Below are 24,326 nucleotides of genomic sequence, written 5' to 3' on the forward strand. Positions count from 1 at the left end.
CCGTTTTGAATCACAGATGTGGCATTATTCTCTGAATAAGCTATTGTTCTCTAAGGAATTCTTAAAGTTGGTGCGAGGATTGCTTTAGTCAGGCTAATGCACCAAGCTAAGTAATTGTTTAAAGAATACTTTTATAAACACCTGGAGGATCGGCATGTCCGTTCAAGACGTTCTAAAGCAAATAGAAAAGCAGGAAATTAAATTCGTAGATCTGCGCTTTACTGACACCAAAGGTAAAGAGCAACACGTTACTATCCCGGCCGCGTTGGTGGACGAGGACTTCTTTGAAGAAGGTAAAATGTTCGACGGGTCGTCAATTTCCGGGTGGAAAGGCATTAACGAGTCGGACATGGTGCTGAAGCCAGATCCAGAGTCAGCGGTCATAGACCCGTTTTCTGACGCGCTGACGTTGAATGTTCGTTGCGATATTCTTGAGCCTGACACCATGCAGGGCTACGACCGTGACCCGCGTTCTATCGCCAAGCGTGCTGAAGAGTATCTTGCCTCAACCGGCCTGGCAGACACCGCGTTGTTTGGTCCTGAGCCTGAGTTTTTCATTTTCGATGACGTTCGTTTCCAGACCGACATGAGCGGCTCATTCTATAAGATCGACTCAGAAGAAGCGAAATGGAATTCAGGTGCTGATTATGCTGAAGGCAACCTGGCTCACCGTCCTGGCGTTAAAGGCGGGTATTTCCCGGTACCACCGGTCGACTCGTCGCATGATATTCGCAGCCTGATGTGCGAAACCATGGAAGAAATGGGTCTTGTGGTTGAGGCGCATCACCATGAAGTAGCGACAGCGGGACAGAACGAAGTGGCGACCCGCTTCAACACGCTGACCAAGAAAGCCGATGAGATGCAAATCTTTAAGTATGTAGTGCACAACGTGTCACATGCATATGGCAAGACAGCGACCTTCATGCCAAAGCCTATCGTAGGCGATAACGGTTCAGGTATGCACGTGCATATGTCGCTCGGCAAAGACGGTAAGAACCTGTTCGCCGGTGACAAGTACGGCGGGTTGTCTGAACTGGCACTGTATTTCATTGGCGGTATTATCAAGCACGCCAAAGCACTGAATGCGTTTACCAACCCGTCGACCAACTCGTACAAGCGTCTGGTCCCGGGCTATGAAGCACCAGTTATGCTGGCCTATTCCGCGCGTAACCGTTCGGCATCGATTCGTATCCCTGTGGTACCAAATGCAAAAGGACGCCGGATCGAAGCACGTTTCCCTGATCCAACCGCAAACCCTTACCTGGCGTTTGCTGCGTTGATGATGGCGGGCCTCGACGGGATCCAGAACAAGATCCACCCTGGCGATGCTATGGATAAAGACCTGTATGACCTGCCAGCCGAAGAAGCCGCCGAAATTCCAAAGGTAGCGACGTCGCTGGAAGAAGCATTGCAGGAACTGGATAAAGACCGTTCGTTCCTGACTGTGGGTGGCGTATTTACCGACAGCATGCTGGATGCGTATGTAGATCTTAAGCAGCAGGAAGTGGAAACCTTGAATAAAACCACTCATCCGGTCGAGTTTGATATGTACTACAGCCTGTAATTACCAGTCTGTAACAGAGAAAACCGGCCTGCACCCGCGTGTACGGCCGGTTTTTTTGTCTGTGTTGCCTGCCAATGCAATTTGCACCAAAATAGTGCACTTAAATCCGTGCAACCTGAATCAATGGATAAATGACCGTTATGCCTGTGCAACCTATCCTCGAACAACTGGTAACTGCAGTGGTTATTCTCGACCGTCGCGGCCACATTCAGTTTGCCAACGCAGCGGCAGAGTCGTTGCTTGCGGGTAGTTCACGACGCTTGCAGGGAGCACCACTGGAGAGCCTGTTACGATACAGCAGTCTCGAATTCCAGTTACTCCATGATGCGATGGCAAATCAACAAAGCCTGTCTGATTCCGATGTAGTCTGGGTGCTGCATGATGGCAAGCAAATGACCGTTGAGTTAGTGGTTTCGCCCTGCACGCTCGACAATGGTGCAGGCGGTCAGTTGCTGGAACTGCGCCAGGTCGATTTGATCCGGCGCCTGAATCAGGAGCAGGTGCAACAGCACCAGCTGGCCGCCGCTCAGCAACTCATCCGCGGGTTGGCACATGAAATCAAAAACCCGTTAGGGGGCATTCGCGGCGCCGCCCAGTTGTTGAGTCTGAAGCTAAGAGAACCGGGCCTGGAGGACTACACCTCACTGATTATCAAGCAGTCGGACCGACTACGGGAATTAGTCGACCGCTTGCTGGGGCCGAACCAGCCGGGGCAACGGGAGGAAACCAATGTCCACCAACTGATCGAACAGGTGATCCAGGTGGTGGAGTTGGACAAACCTGAAGCGGTGATGCTGACCAAGGATTACGATCCCAGTTTACCGCCCATCGCGGTGGTTGAGCATCAAATCGAACAGGTGCTGCTGAACATTGTTAAAAATGCGGTCTACGCCGTCGGGTCGCAAGGTGAGGTCAGTGTACGAACCCGCATAGCACATCAGGAGACTATCTATGGCAAACGATATCGCCAGTGTTTGCTTCTGGCGGTGACGGATACCGGGCCGGGAGTGCCAGCTGAATTAAAAGACACCTTGTTCTACCCGCTGGTGAGCGGGCGTGAAGGAGGCAGTGGACTTGGCTTGTCGATAGCACAGTCGCTGGTTCATCAGCACGCCGGCAAAATAGAAGTGTCGAGTCGCCCGGGGCACACCGAATTTTTAATCTACTTACCCTATCCCCAGCCGACGGATCCTGAAAACAGTCGCATAGAAAGCACTCACATCGAAGGTATGCAGGAGAGCAACGCATGAGCCAACAAATCTGGATTGTGGATGATGATGAGTCAATGCGCTGGGTGCTGGAGCGCGCCTTCGCCGACAACAACTGGCAGGTAAAAATGTTTGCTGAGGCCGATTCGATGCTGGCTGCGTGCGAAAAATCACGACGCGATGGTAGTGGCCCGGACGTGGTACTGACGGATGTACGCATGCCTGGCACCGATGGGATGGAGTTATTGGCGCAACTGAAGGTGTCGGCACCGGAGGTGCCGGTGCTGGTGATGACGGCACATTCGGATCTGGATAGCGCCGTGAGTGCCTTTAAAGGCGGTGCCTTCGAGTATCTGGCAAAACCGTTCGATTTAGTTGAGGTATTGCAGGTTGCAGAGCGCGCCGTGCAGAAGCAGCAGAAGCCCTCACAAAAACGGATTCAGGCGCTTGCGAAGGACAAAGTCAGTGAAATTATCGGCGAAGCGCCTGCGATGCAGGAAGTATTTCGCGCCATTGGTCGGCTGGCGAGCTCCAGTATCAGCGTCTTGCTCACCGGCGCCTCCGGCACTGGTAAAGAACTAGTCGCTCATGCGCTGCATAAACATAGCAGTCGCTCTGACCAGCCTTTTGTGGCCCTCAATATGGCGGCAATTCCGGCAGAACTAATTGAGTCTGAATTATTCGGTCATGAAAAAGGCGCTTTTACCGGCGCCTTGCAAAAACGCTCGGGGCGCTTCCAGCAGGCCAATGGTGGCACCTTATTTCTGGACGAAATTGGTGACATGCCGCTGGCGGTTCAGACTCGTTTACTACGAGTTTTGGCGGAGGGACAGTTCTATCCGGTGGGCAGCCATCAGTTGGTTAAGGTCGATGTGCGAATTATTGCTGCGACCCACCAGGATCTGCGTAAGGCCGTGCAACAAGGGACCTTCCGCGAAGATCTTTACCACCGTCTGAACGTTATCCATATCCGCTTACCAACCCTTTCGGAGCGGCGCGAAGATATTCCGACGCTGGCGCGGCACTTTCTGAAGCGGGCGGCGTCAGAACTTGGCACCGGGCCAAAAAATTTAACCCGGGAGGCGGCAATCGCGTTGCAGAACGCCCCCTGGCCGGGGAATGTCCGACAACTGGAAAACACCTGTCGCTGGCTCACTGTAATGGCACCGGGCGATGACATTCGGTTGCAGGATCTGCCTCCGGATCTGGATACCGATGTGCAACAGGAGCATACAACTGACTGGCAGTCAGCATTAGAGCAGGCCTTATCCGAGGCCTTTGATGATGGAAAAGAAGGGGCTTTCCAGGACTTTGAGCAGCGCTTTACCACGAGTGCGATTAAAATAGCTCTAAAATCAACTGGCGGACATCGGCAGAAAGCGGCTAAACTTCTCGGTTGGGGACGTAACACCTTGAGCCGCAAACTGAATTCGTAAAGTTTCGGTAAAATCGATTGATTGAGCTATGCTTAGTTCGACGATTTAGATAGGGTGACATTCATCGAAATGCACCTGCAGGGTTTTAAAAAGGATACCGTTGTGGCAGATATATTGTTAATTGATGACGATGTCGACCTGGGCTCCATGTTAACTGAATTTCTGGCAAAGGACGGAATGCAGTTGACCACCGCTCAGGATGGCGAATCAGGTTTAAAAATTGCGACTGAAGGCAAGTTCGATCTTATCTTGCTGGATATCATGTTACCGAAAATTGATGGCTTGCAACTGCTGAAGAAGTTGCGCGAGCGCCAAATCCAAACCAATGTCCTGATGCTCACCGCCCGTGGTGACGATGTTGATCGGGTTGTTGGTTTGGAATTGGGAGCTGACGACTACCTGGCTAAACCATTTTATCCGCGTGAACTATTAGCACGTATTAAAGCGCTACTGCGCCGTTCACGCAGTAATCAGACATTGCCAGTGGACGAGAAGCTGGTGTTCTCTGGTTTTTCCATGGATACGGTTGCGGCCGAAGTCAGCTGTGACGAGAAACCGCTTGAACTGACACCGACTGAGTTTGATATTTTGCGTTGCCTGCTCGCCCACCATGGTCAGCTGGTGACTAAAGAAAGCCTTTCCAACCTTGCGTTAGGCCGGGCACTAGGTCCCTTCGACCGCTCGCTGGATGTTCATATCAGTAATATCCGTAAGAAGCTGCCTAATCGTCCCGAGCGTATTCAGACGGTTCGGGGCCGGGGGTATCGGGTAGAAGACCGGGCTTAATGAAAAATCATACGACGAGGTGGTATCAATCGCTGACCTTGCGATTGTTGGCACTCTTCTGGTTTTTACTTCTGGCCGCTACTTTAGCGGCCTTTACGTCTGCGTTTTACCTTACCCGCCCGCCGCAACCGGAAGCGGCGGGCACTGATTTTGAGCGCACCCTGCGCCCTATCCTTGAAGAAGTCGACAACTACAACCTGCTGCAACCGGGACGCTTACTGGTGGGCGAGTACCGTGTCGTTGCACGTAAAAACGAGGGCGACGAAGGCGGTCTCGAAATGACTCAGGGGTTGTCGCAGGCAGTCGCGCGGGCGGCCCTCAGTCTGATTGATTTAGAGAACGAACCGCTGCAGATAGCGGTGCGTGGTCAATATGTCGCCGGGCCTTTCTTTATGGGCGAGGCACGTCTGATTATCAGCCGCCCAATGACGGGTGAAGAAGTTGCCGAGCTGGCAGCGCGGGATAATCAGGACTTACTGCCAAACTTGCTGTGGATGGCTGTCGCCATGAGCGGCATAGGGGCGCTGATCCTCGGGATATGGTTTGTGCGCCCCTTACGCCGGTTGCGCACGGCCACACGAGAAATTGCAGCGGGCAGTGCCAACCCGAACCTGGCACGGTTGCCCCGGCGCCGTGACGAACTGGGTGAACTGGCGCGAACATTACGCACCACCGCGGTTGAGCTGGCCACCTCGCGTGATGCACAACGACGTCTGCTCAGTGATGTCTCGCACGAACTGCGTTCACCCCTGGCGCGGCTGCAAGTGGCACTGGATCTACTCGAAACTCCGGAGCTGCGCGGTTCCACGCACTGGAAAATGCTGGAAAAGGATATTCTGCGTTTATCGCGAATTATTGATAGTATTTTATGGTTATCGCGGCTTGAAAACGGCATTAGCAAACTGGAGCGGGAAGACGTCTCGCCAGCTGCGATGTTAAAAGAGCTGGAAAGCGACCTTATTTATGAAAACGACGTCTATCGCAACCGTATTATCTACCCCCATGAAGGGCTGCCGACTCTAGCCACAGACCCGATCCTACTGCGCCTGATTATTGAAAACCTGGTGCGCAACGCGTTTCAGTATGGTCCTGATGACGGCAAAGTGCTGATTGACGCAGACGTTACTAAACATCATCTGCAACTCAGCATTCATGATCAGGGCCCCGGGGTGGATGAAGCGACCCTGGATCAGCTATTTGTGCCTTTCTTTCGTGCTGACCCGTCGCGCCACCACGGTGCTGGCGTGGGCCTCGGCCTGGCGTTGTGTTTACGGGCCACGGCGGTGCTAAGTGGCAAGCTGGAAGCGAGCAATCATCCTGACGGTGGTCTTGAGGTACGTTTAAGTTTACCCTTAAAGCCTTAATTCACCCCAATTCCGTGATTGCCGCCAGGGAGAGCCCATGACCGATTCAGCGTCCGCATCGTCACCATCAACACCGTATCAGCAGTGGCTGGATGCACGGCCCGCAGACAGTGACGCTGGCTGGCAGCATTGGTCGGCCACTGTATTAAGCCAGTTCTGGTCGGAAGTGGTGGTGGAAACGCTGTACTCAGCGGATGACGTTTTGCTCCATTACGCGGTGTTTGAACATCCGCAGAGCAAGGGTTGGATGATTATTTCGCCGGGCCGCATCGAAACCTATTTAAAGTACCAAGAGCTAATGCTGGAATTGGCGGCCCAGGGCTACTCGGTGGCAACACTGGACCATCGTGGGCAAGGCTTTTCTGACCGCTTAAGTGAACACCCTCAGCATGGCCATGTGACTCAGTTTGACGAGTTTGTGCGCGACTTTTCCGACTTTATACTGGCTCTAAAACCGCGAATTGGCGAGCAAAGCTGCCAGTTACTGGCCCACTCCATGGGGAGCGCGATAGCCTGTCTGTACATGGCGCATTACCCGCACCCCTTTAGTAGTGTGGTACTCAGTGCCCCTATGATGGGCGTGCATACCCGGCCCTGGCCACAAAGCGTGGCCCACTGGCTGATCCGCATTGGCCATTGGTTCAACAAGCAGCTGTTTGGTGATCGGCCACGTTACTTCATCGGCATGCGTGACTATGCCGACGTGCCCTTCGCAGATAATGAACTGACCCACAGCGAAAACCGTTACAATTGGTTTCGCGCTATGTATCAGCAGCATGCAGAAATTCAATTGGGTGGTCCTACCGTGCAGTGGCTGATGCAGTCGCTGCAGGCAATGGCAGAGTTGCCAGAGGCAGCGCGGTTAATCCGTGTGCCGGTGCTGGTGCTGCAGGCTGAGCTGGACCCCATCGTCAGCCCGCAACCTCAGCGGGTCTTTGTCGGGATGTCAGCGCACCCGGCGACCCGGCTGGAGGTGATCAACGGCAGTTACCATGAAATTCTGATGGAAACGGATAGCATTCGCGGTCCAGCGCTGGCGACGGCGCTGCAGTTTTTGCGCGAGCATCAGTTTGCAGAGCCACTGGAACAAAGCTTTTCAGCACCACGGCGACCTAAAAGAGCACAGCGGCGCGTCTGACCCGAACCCTAAAACAAGGTATACTTTTAATGTTTCACATTGCCCTTCATAACCCGGTGATGCCAGCCAATTGCGGAAATATCATTCGCTTATGCGCGAACAATGGTTGTAGTCTGCATTTGATTGAACCCCTGGGCTTTGATTTTGAAGAAAAAAAATTGCGCCGCGCCGGTCTGGATTACCACGACCTGGCGAATGTAAAACGCTACCCGGATTTCGCCGCGTTTAGTGAAGCGATGCAGGGGCGCCGCATGTTTGCCTGCACCACCAAAGGCAGCCGTAACTACAGCGACGTTGCGTACCAGGCGGACGATATTTTATTGTTCGGCTCAGAAACCGCGGGCTTGCCGGATGAGGTGCGTGAAGCCTTTGCGCCGGAGATGCGTATCCGCATTCCAATGCAGGCCACATCAAGAAGCCTTAATCTGGCCAATTCAGTTTCGATTATTAGTTACGAAGCCTGGCGTCAACAGGGTTTCGCCGGAGCGCTGTAAGAAACTCACATCAGCCCTGCGAATGCAGCGAAAGAGGGAACTGACAGCCGCTGGCAGAGTCCCACAGACAGGCAAAAACGAGGTAGTAATGACAAATTCAATTAAACAATGGGCGAACCACATCGTCTGTACTGCGAGCTTACTGCTGGTGGCAGGATTCGCCAACGCCAGTACCAGTGAAGAGACCGCGAACTACAACCTGATGCTAATGGGGAGTGCTCCGCAGATCTGTTCAAGCATGAATCAGGACGCCTGTGAGTCAGTTGACTGGATCGAGGCCAATGAGATGCGCACCGCGCGGCTTTTTAACCTCAGTGATGTCCGCCGTCGTCAGACCATGCGTCAGTCCGTCTGGCCGGAAGAGCGCGACGAAATGCGTGCCGAGCTGAACGAAGCGTTGGAAACGCTGGCGGATTATTTTGGCTATGGTGTCGTCAATGAAAAGCGTTTGGTTGAGCGCTTTCGCTCGCGTGCTCACCTGGATATGCTGAGTCGCATGTCTGAAAACGAATTTCACCGGGTTTTAGATGGCCTTGAACTGCCGACCTTAGAAGGTCTGGTCGAGCATGTGAACCTGGATGAAACGAAAGATGCCAGTGCAAACTTGCTGCGCCGCTATGTAGAACTGACTGCGGCCAACAGTGACAGCGACGGCGGGCCGGTTGTCTATGTGGTAACTGCCGCGCAGCGTGACCCCTTGGGCAGTTTACAAAGCTATCAGCGCGCGTTGAGCGCAGCGGGCGCCACCGTTAAGTGGTTACCAATTGATGCCAGCGTGCTTGAAGCGCAGCAAAACGACGCCTGTGACAGCCTTGATTCGCTGCGTCGGGACGTTCTTGGCACTTATGACCGCGCCCGCGTCCACGCGGACTTGCATCAACAGCAAATGGCATTTTGCACTAACAAAGATGCCTGGCAGGACGCTATCGCCGAAGCCGATGGTGTGTTCTTTGCCGATGGCAATCAGACCTTATTGCGCCAGGCGTTCTTTAACCGCAATGGCAATGCGACCGATTTGCTTAATGCGCTGGTGGATGAATTCAACAGCGGCCAGTTAACCATTGCGGCTGCCGGCAATTCAGCCAGCGCCATGTCATCGGCGATTATGGTGACCAATGGCAGCAGTCGTCAGGCGATGAAAGAAGGATCGCTGTCACGCCCAGCGCCATCGGTGGGCTGTAATCAGGATGACAGTTGCCCGCGCGGGGTCAGCCCGAACAGCCTGACCTATCACGCGATGGGTGGTTTAGCCTTCTATCCGTTTGGTTTAATCGATACCGAAGTGTCGGAGCGTGGTCGTCAGGCGCGCATGTTACGCCTCGCTGCTGATACAGCGACGCCACTCGCCACAGGTATTGATCGCGCCACGGCGCTGCTGGTTGACACCCGTAGCGGTGAGTTTGAAGTGCAGGGTGACAACGGCGTGCTGTTTGTTGAGCAGGCAACCGGTAATCAGCAGATGGTTGGCGGTGCGTTCCACTTTTTGCGTGACCAGAGCAGCGGAGCTCTGCGCCAGAACCAGGTAGAAGATGTGCAGTTGGCGCAACAGGAAGGCTCACGGCCCTCGTCAGTAACCACTCGGTTTCTTGACGACACCGGTGTCTACGACAACATCGCGCGGTTATGTGAAGGGCGTCAGAAAATGGAACTGCTGCAGGACGAATTCGTGTTCCTGATGCAAGTGAGCGAGGCGACGGAAACCCTGCGTGCCGAAGGACGTTGCCAGGTGACCAATGGCACCCTCGGTGTCGCGCGGCAGGCTGAGTAAAGCCAGCAGTTGGTCGGGCATGGCGTCCGAACTATGTTCTGCATCAATGGACGCCTTACCTTGATGGGTTAGACTTGAGGGGTGTTTAAATAACCATCAAGTCTAACTATGCATCGAGTTTTCGCCGTCGCACGACCGGGGTTTTTAACCCTGACACTGGTCTGTATTGCCCTTGCGCTGGCTTTTAGCCTGCAACAAGGCAGCCTTATATCCCTGTGGGACGCCATTCTGGTAGTTGTGATCGGGCTGGCGGCCCATGTCAGTGTTAACGCCTTCAATGAATACTTCGACTTCAAATCCGGACTGGATTTCAAAACCAGGCCGACCCCCTTTAGTGGTGGTAGTGGCACCCTGGTGGTTGCCCCCCATCTGGCATCCGCTGCGCTATTAATCGCCGTGACTGCGCTGCTGCTGGTAAGCGCTGGCGGCTTGTATCTGGTCTGGCAGCATGGTGCCGCACTGCTGCTGATAGGTCTCCCCGGCGTGCTAATTATTTACGCCTATACTCAGTATCTGAATCGTTCACCACTGGCCTGCCTGCTGGCGCCCGGAATAGGGTTCGGCTTACTGATGACGCTGGGTGCTATCTGGGTATTTAGCGCGACGCTAAGCGCTGGTGCCTGGACTCTGGCTACTATGATGACGTTGCTGGTTAGCAACCTGTTGCTGCTGAATCAGTTTCCGGATATTGAAGCAGACGCCAGTGTAGGTCGCCGCCATTTACCCATTGTTGCGGGCCGTCGCATAAGCGCACGAGTATTTGCAGTCTTCCACTGGCTGGCAGTCGCTCTGTTGCCATTGGCAGTGGGGTTTGGCTGGTTGCCGGTCTGGAGTTTACTTGGCCTGTGCAGCCTGGTGTTGTTAGTTCCGCTGACACGCGGCGTGTTGCGCTATGCATTGCATATTCCTGAGCATGTCAGGCTGCTGGGGCTGAATGTCGCGTTCGTCCATTTGTACCCGCTGTTGATCACCGTAGGCTTGTTGGTTGACCGCTAAGGACACAAACAATGCAAGTACATACTTTCGATGTGGTAGTGGTTGGAGGCGGAGGCGCCGGGTTGCGAGCTGCAATTGCGGCAGCCGAGACTGGCGGCAATGCGGTGGGGCTGGTTTCAAAAGTCTACCCCATGCGCTCACACACGGTGGCCGCGGAAGGCGGCGCAGCGGCAGTTACCCGTGGCGATGACAGCCTGCAATCGCACTTTGACGACACCGTTGCCGGTGGTGACTGGTTGGCTGAGCAGGGTGTAGTTGACTATTTTGTCCGCCATGCCCACGCTGAACTGGTGCAAATGGAACGCTGGGGTTGTCCCTGGAGCCGTCAGGCCAGCGGCGACGTGCAGGTGCGGCGCTTTGGCGGAATGAAGACCGAACGCACCTGGTTTGCCGCCGATAAAACCGGCTTTCATATGCTCCACACCCTTTATCAGACGTCCCTGAAATACCCGCAGATCCAGCGCTTCGATGAGTATTTTGTACTCGACTTACTGGTTGAAGATAATCAGGCCTGTGGCGTGATTGCCCTCGAGATAAGCAGCGGCGAATTGCATTTACTGCGGGCTAAGTCAGTGATCATGGCGACTGGCGGTGCTGGGCGGCTGTTTCGTTTTAACACCAATGGCGGCATTGTTACCGGCGATGGTATGGCCATCGCCTATCGCCGCGGGGTGGCGTTGCGCGATATGGAGTTTGTGCAATACCACCCAACCGGCCTGCCCGGCTCAGGCATCCTGATCACCGAAGCCAGCCGTGGCGAAGGCGGCGTGCTGACCAATAAAGATGGCTATCGTTATCTGCAGGACTACGGCTTAGGCCCGGAAACGCCGCTGGGTGAACCTCAAAACAAGTACATGGAACTGGGTCCGCGCGACAAGCTGTCGCAGGCGTTCTGGCACGAACAGCAGGCCGGGCGTACCGGCAAGCATGGTGACAGTGATGTAGTTTATCTTGATCTGCGCCACCTCGGAGAGGCGTATTTGCAGGAACGCCTGCCTTTTATTTGCGAGTTGGCCAAGGCCTACGTCAATGTCGATCCCGCCAAATCACCGATACCGATCCGCCCGGCAGTGCATTACACCATGGGTGGCATTGAAACCAACGCCGACTGTGAAACCAGTATTCGTGGCCTGTTTGCCGCCGGTGAGTGCGCCTCCGTCGGGTTACACGGTGCCAATAGGCTGGGCTCCAACTCGTTAACTGAACTCCTGGTGTTCGGCCATCTTGCTGGCAAGAAGGCCATGCAGCGGGCACTCGGTGATAGTCCATGCAAGGACGGCGCTGAGAGCATTCGTCAGCTCGGTAGCCAGTGGCAGGAGCGTCTTGAGTCGATGATGCGTGGCGGTGAACCCGGCCGTCCACGCTGGCCGGAGCTAAAAGCAGAGTTGCTTAAGGTGATGGAAGAGGGTTGTGGCATTTACCGTGACGAAGCGGGCTTAACTCAGGCATTGCAGAGCATACGCGGTTTGCGCGAACGCTATGAGCGGGTCCAGCTGGGGGATCAGAGTCAAATTTACAACACCGATCTGCTGCATTGCCTTGAGCTTGGCTGCTCACTGGATGTGGCAGAAGCCACCTGCCTGGCGGCATTGCAACGGCGTGAATCGCGTGGTGCGCATCAGCGGCTGGACGACAGCTGCCAGCAACGTAATGACCAGCAGTATTTAAAGCATTCGCAGGTGTTTTATCAGGGAGCAGCGCCTGCCCGCCTCGAGTGGCAGGATGTCGATACCCATTTGTCGGCGCCGGGGGAGCGGCACTATGGTTCGAAAGGAAGTGGTTTGAAAGGAAGTGGTGCTGAGGGAAGCGACGGAGGTCAGCATGCGTAGCATACAGGTCTTGCGCTATTTGCCGGAAGAGTCGCCGCAGCCTTTTCTGCAAAGCTTTCAGGTGCCGGTAACTGACAGCACCTCGGTATTGGATGCGCTTAATTACATTAAGGAATCCCTCGACCCCACGCTGAGTTTTCGCTGGTCGTGCCGGATGGCGATTTGCGGTTCCTGCGGGGTGATGGTGAATGGCATACCTAAGCTGGGCTGTAAGGACTTCCTGCGTAATTACCCCAATGATCTTATCATTGAACCGCTGGCGCACTTGCCCGTTGAGCGCGACCTGGTGGTGAATATGGACAGCTTTCTGCGGCACCTCGAAGCGGTTAAGCCATATCTGATTGAGGGTAAGAACGCAGCAGACAGTTCTCAACCGAACCGGCAAACCCCGGCGCAAATGGCACGTTATCAGCAGTTTGCCAATTGCATCAATTGCGGTCTGTGTTATGCCGCCTGTCCGCAGTTTGGCTTAAACCCCGAATTCACCGGCCCCGCCGCGATTGCGCTGGCTCACCGTTATAACCTCGACAGTCGTGACAGCGGCAAAGCCCAGCGTATGGCGCCATTGAACAGCAAAAATGGGGTGTGGAGCTGTACCTTCGTTGGTTTTTGCTCGGAGGTCTGCCCGAAAGGGGTCGATCCCGCTGCCGCGGTAAACCAGGGCAAAGTAGAGTCGGCGAAGAGCATGCTAATTCAGCTGTTTAGCGGACGTGCCATTGGAGGCGCCGGGCAATGAGCTACAAACCGCAATTAACGGGTAGCTGGTGGCTAAAGCATCGTTTCTTTAAAGCCTACATGCTGCGCGAAGCGACTGTAATACCGCTGGCGTTTTTGCTTTGCTCGCTGCTCGCCGGAGCATTCAGTTTGCAGGACCCAGAGCGCTTTCAACACTGGCAGGCTTTTATGAGCAATCCGCTGGTGATCCTGGTCCATACCCTGGCGCTGACGACCAGCCTCTATCATGCAGCCACCTTCTTCGTGTTATTTCCGCGGGTGATGCCGATCCGTGTGGGTAATTATCAACTACCGGCACGCTATCTGGTACTCGCCCAGTGGGGCGCGGTGTGGCTGGTCGTGGCGCTGTTTATCTGGCTGTTCGCCTTCGGAGGCCAGTCGTGAGTAACCATATGCCGAAACCGTCCCGTCGCCAGGGCCTGCATTTTGAACCGCTGTGGTGGCTGTTATTTAGTGCCGGGGGCGTTTGCTTTGCCGTTTTCGTGCCGGCGGTAGCGCTGATATTTGGGGTGTTATGGCCGCTTGGCATTATCGACATCAGCCTGGCTCAGTTGCAGGGGTATTACAGCAGTCTGTGGGGCCTGGTTTTTACCGGCGCGGTGATTTTTTTACCGGCGTTTCATGCAGCGCACCGCATTCGTCACGCGTTTCATGATTTCAAATTAGGCGGTGGCAGCACCACCGCCTTCATTTGTTGTGGCACCGCCGCTGTGGTTAGCTTCGTTGCCATCTGGGCCTGGTTTATGCTGCCAGGCTAAATGCCGTATTGCTCGCGGTAAGCGCTGACTTTCGCCAGGTTTTCGTCCTGACCAGGCTGCTCGCTGAGGTAGGTAATCAGGTCGCCAAGCGTAACAATGGCAATTACTTTCGCCTTGTAGTCACGCTCCACTTCCTGAATCGCACTCAGCTCGCCTTTGCCTTTTTCCTGTCGGTCCAAAGCAATCAGCACACCAGCCAGGCTGGCGCCGTTGGCTTGCACAATGTCCATTGACTCACGAATCGCGGTACCGGCGGTAATTACGTCATCCACCAGCATAATCCGCCCTTTCAAGTCCGCACCCACCAGGTTACCGCCTTCACCGTGGTCTTTCTTTTCTTTGCGGTTAAAGCAGTACGGGACATCTTTGTTGTGGTGCTCGAACAGGCTGATTGCGGTCGCACTGGCGATAGGAATGCCTTTGTACGCGGGACCAAACAAGACATCAAACTCGACACCTGAGTCCTGCAGGGCCGCCGAATAGTAGCGGCCCAGACGGGCTAAATCAGCGCCGGAATTAAACAGCCCGGCATTGAAAAAGTACGGGCTGGTGCGGCCAGACTTCAAGGTGAACTCACCGAATTTGAGCACGCCTTTGCTTAAGGCAAATTCAATAAACTCGCGTTGATAGTCTTTCATTAATTCAGCGCCTCTTTTTGGATCTCGTTGAGTTCACGAATTGAGTGGCGGGCCAGGTCAATCATGGCATTCATCTCGTCCATGCTGAAGGGTTCACCTTCTGCAGTGCCCTGCACTTCAATCATTTTGCCGGTGTCTGTCATCACCACGTTCATATCGGTGTCAGCCGCTGAGTCTTCTTCATACTGCAGGTCAGATATAGCGTCGCCTTTGTAGATACCGACAGAAATCGCCGCGACCATGGTTTGCAGCGGGTTCACTTTAATCATACCTTTGTTGCGCATATGGTTCAGCGCATCGACCAGGGCCACGCAGGCACCAGTAATGGAAGCAGTGCGGGTGCCGCCATCGGCCTGAATGACGTCACAGTCAACTGTGATGGTGTGCTCGCCAAGGGCGCTTAAGTCGACCGCGGCGCGCAGTGAGCGGCCAATCAGACGTTGAATTTCAAGGGTGCGACCGCCTTGCTTACCGCGGCTGGCTTCACGGCCGGAGCGGGTATGGGTGGCGCGTGGCAGCATGCCGTACTCGGCCGTTATCCAGCCCTGGCCTTTGCCTTTTAAGAAACGTGGTACGCCGGTTTCAACGGTAGCGTTGCAGAGTACTTTGGTGTCGCCAAACTCAATCAGCACGCTGCCTTCTGCGTGACGAGTGTAGTTGCGGGTAATAGTTACCGGGCGAATTTGTTGAGCTGTACGGCCGTCAGGGCGCATAAGATACCTCGTTGCAGATGATAAGTGGAATAGGGGTCGAAAACGCGCCCATTATAGGCATTTTGGCCAGCAAGCGCCATGCCACTGCTGTTTTTGCCCGCCTGACGCAGGTATACTTAGCCCATTACGGCCACCCAAACCAATCGAGTGTGGCCATAAGTTGATGACTTACAATACTACTTAGTAAAAGGACAGCCTCTTATGATCTGCAGCATGACCGCCTACGCCCGCCACGAAATCAAAGGCGACTGGGGCAGCGCCGTGTGGGAACTGCGTTCCGTTAACCAGCGTTACCTTGAAACCTTCTTCCGTTTACCCGAGCAATTCCGCGGCCTCGAAACCGGCTTGCGTGACCGCCTGCGTAAACGCCTGGCGCGCGGCAAAGTTGAATGCAACCTGCGCTTTAATGCCAATGAAGGCGCGTCCACCGAACTGGTGATCAACGAAGACCTCGCCAAAGCCGTGATTCGTAGCGCTGAATGGGTGCAGTCAAGCGGTGGTAACGGCAGTATGAACCCCATCGACGTATTGCGCTGGCCTGGCGTTATCAACGCCCCTGAACTCGACATGGACAGCCTGCAAAGCGAACTGATGGCCGGTTTCGACACCGCCATGGACGACTTTATTAGCGCCCGTGCCGCCGAAGGCGCCAACATGCGCAAACTGATTGAAGACCGTTTAGACGGCATTCACAAACAAGTCGTCTTTGTTCGCGGCCACATGCCAACCGTACTCGAGTGGCAACGTGAGCGCTTACTGACCAAGTTCAAGGAGGCGTCGATCGAACTCGACCCGCAACGCATCGAACAGGAAATGGTCATGCTGGCGCAAAAAAGCGACGTCGCCGAAGAGCTCGACCGCCTCGACTCCCACATCAAAGAAGCACGCATCGCCCTCGACAAAGGTGGCGCCTGCGGCCGCCGCCTCGACTTCATGATGCAGGAATTCAACCGCGAAGCGAACACCCTCGGCTCCAAGTCAATCAACGCCGACATCACCGCCGCCGGTGTTGAGCTGAAGGTTCTGATTGAACAAATGCGGGAGCAGATCCAGAACATCGAATAGGGTCATGTTAAGTTTTGCTAAGTTTGGATAAGGTCGCTTTATAGTGGCCTTATGTGTATTGACCTTATCCCTCTACCATGAACTTTAGTCATCAGCTGGGGGGTTACATTTCAAGCCGATAAAGATGTTCGTAAAAGAAGCCTTGGCGCTTCACGCTGCTTATTTAGACCAGGAATTAGATAATGTCTCGGCTTGCTTCAAAACAAGCTCAACTGCTTCAGCTGATTTATCAGGTGGATACTTATAGCGTTGCAGGGTACGGCGAACCAAAATCTTCAGCTTTGCTCGAACACTATCGCGAACTTGCCAATCTACGGTGGTCGATTGTCTGAGTTTGCCGGTTATCTCTATCGCGATTTTCTTTAGAATTTCATCGCCAAGCTCGCGAACAGCTCGTTCGTTGTTGGCCAGAGCATCATAAAACGCGATTTCATCTGGATTTAAACCTAGCTCAGCTTCACGCAGCATTTCTTCTTGAAAATCTTTGGCCATCTGGATTAGCTCTTCAATGACCTGTGCTGTTTCAATTGCTCTGTTGTTGTACTTTCTTAGGGTTTCATGCAATCTGTCAGCATACTTTTTTTCTTGAACAACGTTATTGCGTGTTTTCGCCTTTATATCGTCTTTAAGTAGCTTTTCAAGCAACTCAACCGCCAGGTTACGCTCTGGCATTTGACGAACATCTTCTAGAAATTCATCTGATAACAAACCGATGTTTGGTTTGTCTAAACCACAAAGGGCAAATACATCAGCGACGCCTTCAGCGATGACAGCGTTATCTAAAATCTGTTTAAGTGCAGAGTTTTTCTCTTCTTGAGTGCGCTTTTTATCAACACTAGTGAATTTTGTGATCGCGGCTTTTATAGCTGAGTAAAATGAGATTTCTTTTCGAAGCTCTTTAGCCTCATCCAAAGTGCTACACAAAGAGTAGGATTTGGTAGCGGCCAAAACCAAGTCTAGAAAGCGCCTCTTACCATCTTCCAGACCAAGGATATGATTAGCCGCGGGCACCAAGAATTTGTGTGCGTCGGTCTCAAATCCCGATATGTCGAGTCCTTCTGATTTGGGTGTTTTGCCAAACATACTGCGAATAACATCAATTTTTTCCAACAAAATGCTGAATGCTTCTTCCGCATTGAGTGTGGGCTGGCCTTTACCTTTTGAGTCTGTATAGGTTTTCAATGCTTGTTTTAGTTCATTAGCAATTCCGATGTAATCGACAATCAAGCCGCCGGGCTTATTTTTAAACACGCGGTTTACTCGGGCTATTGCCTGCATGAGGTTGTGTCCTTTCATCGGTTTATCCACATACATCGTATGACAACATGGCGCATCGAAGCCGGTGAGCCACATGTCTCGAACGATAACCAACTTCAGCGGGTCGTTAACATCTTTGAAGCGTTTTTCTAGGCGCTTTTTAGTCTTTTTATTGTAGATATGTGGTTGAAGCAGTGGCTTATCTGAAGCCGAACCGGTTATGACAATTTTAATGGCGCCTTTCTCTGGATCATCGGAATGCCAATCGGGGCGCAGCGCCAGTATTTCGTTATATAGGTGCGCACAAATATCTCTGCTCATTGCCACAATCATGGCTTTCCCATACATAGTGGCATTTCGAGTTTCAAAATGCTCAACCAAATCAGCCGCAACTTCACTTAATCTCGGGGTTGCGCCAACCAACTTTTCAAGACGACTCCACTCACCCTTGGTTTTCTCGCGGCTATTAAGATCTTCCTCGTCCTCGATGACTTCATCTACTTGTTCCGATAGCAGTGCAATTTCCGCATGGTTCAGATCAAGTTTGGCTAATCGTGACTCGTAATAAATAGGAACGGTTGCGCCGTCATCGACCGCATCTTGTATATCGTAAATTGATACATAGCCGCCGAAGACTGCTCGAGTATCTTTGTCTTCTTGAGATATGGGTGTACCGGTAAAACCAATGAATGACGCGGAAGGTAGAGCGTCACGCATATGCTTCGCATAGCCAAACTTGTATTGTCCATTCGCACTTAAAGTTGCTTTGAGCCCATACTGACTTCGATGTGCTTCATCGGAAATCACAACAATGTTATGTCGACTATTTAAAACAGGATGAGACGATTCGTCCTCGAGCAGAGCAAATTTTTGCACAGTCGTGAAAATAATGCCGCCAGATTCTCGTTCAGCAAGTAATTGACGCAATTCGTCTCTATCTGAGGCTTGAACAGGAGTCTGTTTTAATAATTCGACAGCATTAGCGAACGTAGCATATAGCTGACCATCCAAATCATTTCTATCTGTTACGACTACTAAAGTAGGATTATTCATTTCCTTTTGCTGCAGTAACTTGCCTGCGTAACAACACATAGAGATGCTTTTACCGCTACCTTGAGTATGCCAAACCACACCAGCTTTTTTACTCCCCGGTATAACTTCGTCTCCGTACGTAGCTCGTTTTTCCTCAGCAAAACTAGAGTCTTGTGCAGCAATAACGGTCGCTTTTATCGCCTCGCGCACGGCATGGAATTGATGGTAACCAGCAATTTTTTTTGTAATTTGTTCACCATCACTTTCGAACAGCACAAAAAACCGAATGTAATCTAGTAGTAACTCGCGATTAAAGAATCCGCGTACCATCGTCTCTAGCTGCCATTCTAGCAGCGGCTTATCGTCCTCATTTTTGACGGTACGCCACGGCATAAATCGTTCTTGGTTGGCGGTTAATGAACCGATTCTTGCTGTATAACCATCACTCACCACTAATGCTTCATTAAAAATAAAAAGGTCTGAGATCTCATCTTTATAGGTTTGCAGTTGATTGAAGGCGTCCCAAATATCCGTATTTTCATCGCTTGGGCTTTTCAACTCCAATACGGCAATTGGTAAGCCGTTGATAAAACAAATCACATCAGGTCTGCGAGGCTGTTTAGTGCCAGTGATAGTGAACTGACTAACGACTGCAAACGTGTTGTTGTTTAGATTATCGAAGTCAATGATAAAAGCATGGTCCGTTACTGGCTCGCCATCGTCTTTCTTGTATTCAACAGGCAAACCCTCTAACAACAACCTATGAAATGCTCTGTTGTTGGTAACTAAATCAAGACTTTCAGGTTTTAAAACAATCGCCTTAAACTGTTCAAAACAGTGTTCTATCTGCTTAACCGGAATGTGTTTATTGACTTTTTCAAACGCGGTTCTTAACAGACCTTCAAGTACAACTTTAGCGTAATCATTACGCAGTGGATTGCCGCTATCTGGTGCAATATCAAGGCCATGCCATACAACCCAGCCATTTTTCTGGAACCAGTCTAAGCAGAGGTTTTCTAGTTGTTCTTCGTTCATGGGTCATTCCCTTCACCAATTACATCAAGAATATTGGTTACAATGGCATCTCTCGCATTTACTGGGTAACCAAACTTACGCAACAACACTCGCGTGGCATTCTTCATTTCCGCTTGTACGGTCTCTCGCTCTTGCCAATCCACTACCATTGATTTTGATAGGTATTTATTTAGCTCATCAGCAATTAACTGAATGCGGGTAGGTTCAACTTCATGACTTTCTGGTGTTGACTTCAGTAGTTCTAGGATAGAAGCAGAGTTTTCGCTCTGTGGTAATGCCGATTGCTCAACCTGAGTTATTTCAACGGTTGGTTCTGGCTTAGGAGTTGATACTCGTTGTTGCAGCGTCCTATCACGCCCAATCTCCGCCATAAATATATTGCAATAATCGGCAGCGCCGATTAAATCCGGAAATAAACTAGCATGGTGAACATTCATTCGCCTAAGATGTTTTAAACACTCCTGCTGCTCTTCATTTTTGATATACACCTTACAAATATACTTAGCGAGAATGCCAGGTTGTTCTTCTTCAGTCGCTGATTTTAATTCATCATCTGGGAAATCTTCATCCGTTAAAACTTCAGTCAGTTTATTTTCAATGGTGGCGTCATAAGGTGAAAAGGTAAAAAGCCCTGCTTGGCTCACCAAGCGCCCATGGTCGTCCTTTTTTGGTTCAAACACCCGAATATCAGGGCAAAGTTCATTATCTGATATAAAGCTTTTATTAAGGATATAAACTGAACGATAAGGATTGTCTTTTTCGTCTGTTTGGTCTTCTTTGGCGAAAGCAAAAAACATTGCCACATAAGGCGAGTAGGTCCAATCAAGCAATGGGGTCATCAAACCGTGGTGCTGACCGATTGACCACAGCTCATCATGCTCACGTTCATTTTCGTCATCTAGCAGTGAGTGGTCTGCAATACGACCACGAATTGCCTTGCGGAACATATCTAACTGCTGTTTAGCAATCTCTTCGGTAACAATGCCGTTTTCCGTCACACGCGCTAATGTGGGCGTCATCTCCCAGTCAAAGCGGCGGTGTCCACGAAAAATACATTGGGTATCGATACGATTAAAAAAAGGGCTTTCCAACAATGAAGAAAAATCACGCCAATGCTCAATACGAGTGACCGGGATACGGCCACTAAAAGCATCCGAGGTAATATCAAAACTTTGCTCTGGACTTTCACTTTTCCACAGGGGAATTTTTCCCCAGTAAGAAGTAGAGGCTGTCATGCAACAACCTCATTAGTTAAGTCTATTTCACCTGATAGAAGCTTAGGCAGTAAAGCATCCCTAACTTTAACCAGATGATTACTCTCATTGGATTTTTTTAAGATGCTTTCAATTATTTTTTTAGCGAAATCGTTAAACTCAGTTAATAGTTCAGATGAACTGGTAACAAGAATGGGAATGGTTCTTACATCCGTCTGATTTATACCTGGAATTGCCGCCTTACCACCTCGGTTTGCAAGCTCATCTAAAACACGCTTCTGACCAATTTGGAAGTATAAAAATGCTTGACCCAAAGATTCAGATCTCATTCTGAATACATGTTCATTGATTGCAAATTCTGAATACGGGAACCCACATCCAAACATAGAGATTCGTGGTTTAAACTCTCCAGGTTTGCCGCCATCTTTATATAGTAAGAAATCGAAATTTTCGACAACGCCACGTTTCAATTTATCGAAAAACTCTCGCGACACGAATTTTTCTTTACCATAAGTGTATTTACCAACACCAAGTATATTTTCAGCCCCAACGCTCGGTACGCCTTCCGCTATTCCGGCAACACCGCCTTTTGGTCTGCTACCCGTTTGAAGAACACTAAGGTGATCACCTAGTTGCTCAACACTCCACCCTTGCGGTATCTCCCCAAGCTCAGAGTCTTGCATGGCAGCAGGGAACAGCGCGGCGGCTTGTTCAAGCTGTTTAAACGCTTCGGCATTGCCGGTTTTCAAGCTGTTGAGTTCATCAATGGTTTTTGCAGAGATAACACTCATCGCCGCGAGTTCTGCATCCGCATTGCTACCACCGGCAGCCAAGGTTTCAATTTTGGCTTTAACTGGCTCAAAATCTACAAACCAGCTTTTGAATAACGTTTGAGTTATTTGCTCTAAGGTTTGGTTTGTTTTGGCATTTAAAGCTATCTTGTCATCAATTTCTTTTAGGAATTTACCTGCTTTCTTTCTTATATCTTTATCCGGGTAATCGAATTCAAACTTCGCAAGTGACTGCCAGGCTACGCGTTGCCTACCAGATGTACCTTCCATATGTAATTGTGCATAAACCCTGAATTTAGGATGCCTCGCCAGGTAATAAACATAGTCCTCGTCGAATTCTGGCTCTTTGGCGGACATGACAATAAATTCTGTGGAGCCATGCCCATGCTCATCATGACTTAAACAGTTAACTTTTGCTGTCTTACCATTCTCGAGGCAAGGAGTGATGCGAGCAAATAGAGTATCGCCATTTTTAAACTTAGAGCCTCCACCCTTGAACTCTCTGTACCCAAACTCGTCTACGTCTCGAACATCGATTGGTAAGGCGGCCATTTCAATGAAGGGCTTTACCTCCCCTTTTTTAATCGGGCGTTTAGGATTAAATTCGATAATGTCTGATATCTTTTTTTTAGAGCTCATAACCAATCCCCATTAGATTATCCTTAATTGCCTTTTCTAATCGGTCCGACTCTTCAAACTGAGACTTTAGTCGAGCCGTTAATCGCTGCATTTTTTCTTGGAACGGCTCGGAATCTTCTTCTGCATCGGCAGAGCCTACATAGCGCCCTGGTGTTAACAAATAATCGTGCTTTTGCATGTCTTCTCGCTTGGCGCTAAAACAAAATCCCTTTTCATTTTGGTAGCTTGTGCCAGATTGCCAATCATGAAAGACATCGGCGATTTTTGAAATATCTTCATTGGTAAAGTCGCGAAGTACTCTGTCCTGCATAAAGCCGAGGTTACGCGCATCAATAAACAAGGTCTCACCACGCCGATCACGCTTACTATTGCCGCTTTTTTTACTTTTAGTTAAAAACCAAATACAGGCAGGGATTTGAGTATTAGTGAAAAGTTGCCCTGGCAAGGCCACCATACATTCGACTAAATCGGCTTCGATTAAGGATTTGCGGATCTCCCCTTCATTATTAGTATTCGAACTCATTGAGCCATTGGCAAGCAGCAACGCCATTGAGCCATTGTCGTTGAGGTGGTGCAGCATATGCTGTATCCAACCGTAGTTAGCATTGCCCTGTGGAGGAGTGCCGTATTTCCAGCGGATATCTCCCTCTAGTTTGGCGTGCCACCAGTCCTTGATATTAAACGGCGGGTTGGCCATCACGTAATCGGCACGTAGGTCTGGGTGCTGATCATCTAAAAATGTATCGGCATTCTTTTTACCAAAGTTAAAGTCGATACCGCGAATCGCCATATTCATGGCCGCCAACTTCCAAGTGGTCGGGTTGCTCTCCTGGCCATAAACGGATATGTGTTTGCGTTGTTCGGTGGCGTTGTAATGTTTATCGGCAGCGTGTGCTTGAATAAACTTGTCATTGCTGACAAAAAATCCACCGGCGCCCATTGCTGGATCATAGACTCGCCCTTGATAAGGCTGGAGCATCTCAACAATCAGCGTAACAATACTTTTCGGTGTATAGTACTGCCCACCTTGCTTACCTTCTGCTAAAGCGAATTGTCCTAGGAAGTACTCATAGACGTGGCCCAAAATATCTTTGCTGTGTAAATCTAACTTTTCACCGTTGTATTCGGGGTCTCGGAAGCTAGTATCAGAAAAACGGTTAATCAGTTCGGTAAGGTTATGATTGTCCACTTCATAACGGCTGATGCGAGGCAGAACGCCCTTAAGCTTTGGGTTGGCCAGTTTGTCGTTAATTTTATAGGTTTCGATCGCCTCCAATGCATGATCAATGAGCCACGAAATAGAGGTGAGCTTTTTAATGGTTATAGGGTCTTTTTGCTTTTCTTCATTACTGTTACTGTCTTTATGCTTCTCCCTAATGAGTAACGCTTCTTCTGGAGATACTTCTCTACTAGCATGTTCCAGCCATAGTTCACTGCCTATTGGTAATGCCGCAGTGTTTTTCAGATATTCCCAGCGGGAACGTTTTGGCACCCAGAAAACGTTCTTCTCTTGATAGTATTCGTGCAGTTCTAACTCAGCGTTAACAGCGTCTTGATATTCTTCTACTGACTCGTAGTCTTCACGAGGCATGAAGTAGATATTGTCGTCGCTATTGTCTTGTGTAAAGAGCACGCGCAGCTCTTGCTGGCGCTCCTCAAAAGCATCTGACACGTATTTTAAAAATATGATACCTAGAACGACGTGTTTGTAATTAGCCGCATCAAGATTATTGCGCAGTCGATCTGCTGCTGCCCATAGCTTTTTATCTAGTTCGTCTAAAAACTGTTGCTCTGAGTTTTTCATTTTCTTCCCTATGCTGTAACGCTAATGTAAACCAGCCAACTGGCAAATTCCCGTTATCATAC

20 protein-coding genes are annotated in these 24,326 nt (G+C 50.9%); 14 read left to right on the forward strand and 6 right to left on the reverse strand.

The window, feature by feature from the left end; all coding sequences use genetic code 11:
* Positions 1–154: 154 nt before the first annotated feature.
* From glnA to frdD, 13 genes are all read left to right on the forward strand, one after another.
* Positions 155–1,564 carry a glutamate--ammonia ligase gene (gene glnA / locus CWE12_RS09505; RefSeq protein WP_126789478.1) on the forward strand — a complete coding sequence of 470 codons (1,410 nt, stop codon included), beginning with the start codon at positions 155–157 and terminating at the stop codon, positions 1,562–1,564.
* Positions 1,565–1,704: 140 nt separating this feature from the next.
* A complete protein-coding gene (glnL, locus tag CWE12_RS09510; RefSeq protein WP_126789479.1) occupies positions 1,705–2,814 on the forward strand; it encodes a nitrogen regulation protein NR(II) in 1,110 nt (369 codons plus the stop codon).
* On the forward strand, positions 2,811–4,208 hold the full coding sequence (ntrC, locus tag CWE12_RS09515) for a nitrogen regulation protein NR(I) (protein WP_126789480.1): 1,398 nt from the start codon (positions 2,811–2,813) through the stop codon (positions 4,206–4,208). The genes glnL and ntrC overlap by 4 nt, the downstream gene beginning before the upstream one ends.
* Before the next feature lie 102 nt (positions 4,209–4,310).
* Positions 4,311–4,994 (forward strand): response regulator transcription factor, encoded by a 684-nt coding sequence (locus tag CWE12_RS09520; protein ID WP_198675729.1) that lies wholly within the window; start codon positions 4,311–4,313, stop codon positions 4,992–4,994.
* Positions 4,994–6,358 carry a sensor histidine kinase gene (locus tag CWE12_RS09525; RefSeq protein WP_126789482.1) on the forward strand — a complete coding sequence of 455 codons (1,365 nt, stop codon included), beginning with the start codon at positions 4,994–4,996 and terminating at the stop codon, positions 6,356–6,358. The genes CWE12_RS09520 and CWE12_RS09525 overlap by 1 nt, the downstream gene beginning before the upstream one ends.
* Positions 6,359–6,395: 37 nt before the next feature.
* A complete protein-coding gene (locus tag CWE12_RS09530) occupies positions 6,396–7,496 on the forward strand; it encodes an alpha/beta fold hydrolase (RefSeq protein WP_126789483.1) in 1,101 nt (366 codons plus the stop codon).
* A gap of 29 nt (positions 7,497–7,525) precedes the next feature.
* Complete coding sequence (locus CWE12_RS09535) at positions 7,526–7,990, forward strand: tRNA (cytidine(34)-2'-O)-methyltransferase (RefSeq protein ID WP_126789484.1); 465 nt, start codon at positions 7,526–7,528, stop codon at positions 7,988–7,990.
* Between the two features lie 88 nt (positions 7,991–8,078).
* Entirely contained in the window at positions 8,079–9,758 is a 1,680-nt protein-coding gene (locus tag CWE12_RS09540; protein WP_126789485.1) for a type 1 glutamine amidotransferase family protein, read from the forward strand.
* Between the two features lie 108 nt (positions 9,759–9,866).
* The gene (locus CWE12_RS09545; RefSeq protein ID WP_126789486.1) at positions 9,867–10,754 is read left to right on the forward strand and encodes a prenyltransferase; all 888 of its coding nucleotides are present in this window, start codon (positions 9,867–9,869) and stop codon (positions 10,752–10,754) included.
* Positions 10,755–10,765: 11 nt separating this feature from the next.
* Positions 10,766–12,583 carry a fumarate reductase (quinol) flavoprotein subunit gene (frdA, locus tag CWE12_RS09550; protein ID WP_126789487.1) on the forward strand — a complete coding sequence of 606 codons (1,818 nt, stop codon included), beginning with the start codon at positions 10,766–10,768 and terminating at the stop codon, positions 12,581–12,583.
* Positions 12,576–13,319: a succinate dehydrogenase/fumarate reductase iron-sulfur subunit gene (locus CWE12_RS09555; RefSeq protein WP_126789488.1), complete on the forward strand. Its 744-nt coding sequence runs from the start codon at positions 12,576–12,578 to the stop codon at positions 13,317–13,319. The genes frdA and CWE12_RS09555 overlap by 8 nt, the downstream gene beginning before the upstream one ends.
* Positions 13,316–13,702 (forward strand): fumarate reductase subunit C, encoded by a 387-nt coding sequence (locus tag CWE12_RS09560; RefSeq protein WP_126789489.1) that lies wholly within the window; start codon positions 13,316–13,318, stop codon positions 13,700–13,702. The genes CWE12_RS09555 and CWE12_RS09560 overlap by 4 nt, the downstream gene beginning before the upstream one ends.
* A gap of 8 nt (positions 13,703–13,710) precedes the next feature.
* Entirely contained in the window at positions 13,711–14,076 is a 366-nt protein-coding gene (gene frdD, locus CWE12_RS09565; RefSeq protein WP_126789490.1) for a fumarate reductase subunit FrdD, read from the forward strand.
* Here frdD and pyrE read toward each other — a convergent pair.
* Positions 14,073–14,714, reverse strand: a complete 642-nt coding sequence (gene pyrE, locus CWE12_RS09570) for an orotate phosphoribosyltransferase (protein ID WP_126789491.1) — start codon at positions 14,712–14,714, stop codon at positions 14,073–14,075. The genes frdD and pyrE overlap by 4 nt on opposite strands.
* Entirely contained in the window at positions 14,714–15,427 is a 714-nt protein-coding gene (rph, locus tag CWE12_RS09575) for a ribonuclease PH (RefSeq protein ID WP_126789492.1), read from the reverse strand. Before rph ends, pyrE begins: the two co-directional genes overlap by 1 nt.
* A gap of 201 nt (positions 15,428–15,628) precedes the next feature.
* On the opposite strand from rph, the gene CWE12_RS09580 reads away from it, so the two are divergent.
* Entirely contained in the window at positions 15,629–16,492 is an 864-nt protein-coding gene (locus CWE12_RS09580; RefSeq protein WP_126789493.1) for a YicC/YloC family endoribonuclease, read from the forward strand.
* 159 nt (positions 16,493–16,651) lie between these two features.
* On the opposite strand, the gene CWE12_RS09585 is transcribed toward CWE12_RS09580, so the two are convergent.
* Genes CWE12_RS09585 through CWE12_RS09600 form a run of 4 tightly spaced genes read right to left on the reverse strand, consistent with a single transcriptional unit; the run spans position 16,652 to position 24,264 of the window.
* Positions 16,652–19,816, reverse strand: a complete 3,165-nt coding sequence (locus CWE12_RS09585; protein ID WP_126789494.1) for a type I restriction endonuclease subunit R — start codon at positions 19,814–19,816, stop codon at positions 16,652–16,654.
* Positions 19,813–21,051 (reverse strand): FRG domain-containing protein, encoded by a 1,239-nt coding sequence (locus tag CWE12_RS09590; protein ID WP_126789495.1) that lies wholly within the window; start codon positions 21,049–21,051, stop codon positions 19,813–19,815. Before CWE12_RS09590 ends, CWE12_RS09585 begins: the two co-directional genes overlap by 4 nt.
* Positions 21,048–22,460, reverse strand: a complete 1,413-nt coding sequence (locus tag CWE12_RS09595; protein ID WP_126789496.1) for a restriction endonuclease subunit S — start codon at positions 22,458–22,460, stop codon at positions 21,048–21,050. The genes CWE12_RS09590 and CWE12_RS09595 overlap by 4 nt, the downstream gene beginning before the upstream one ends.
* Entirely contained in the window at positions 22,450–24,264 is a 1,815-nt protein-coding gene (locus CWE12_RS09600) for a type I restriction-modification system subunit M (RefSeq protein WP_126789497.1), read from the reverse strand. The genes CWE12_RS09595 and CWE12_RS09600 overlap by 11 nt, the downstream gene beginning before the upstream one ends.
* Positions 24,265–24,326: the final 62 nt, after the last annotated feature.

Source organism: Aliidiomarina sedimenti (assembly GCF_003986955.1).
In the GTDB taxonomy this organism is placed as follows: Bacteria; Pseudomonadota; Gammaproteobacteria; order Enterobacterales; family Alteromonadaceae; genus Aliidiomarina; species Aliidiomarina sedimenti.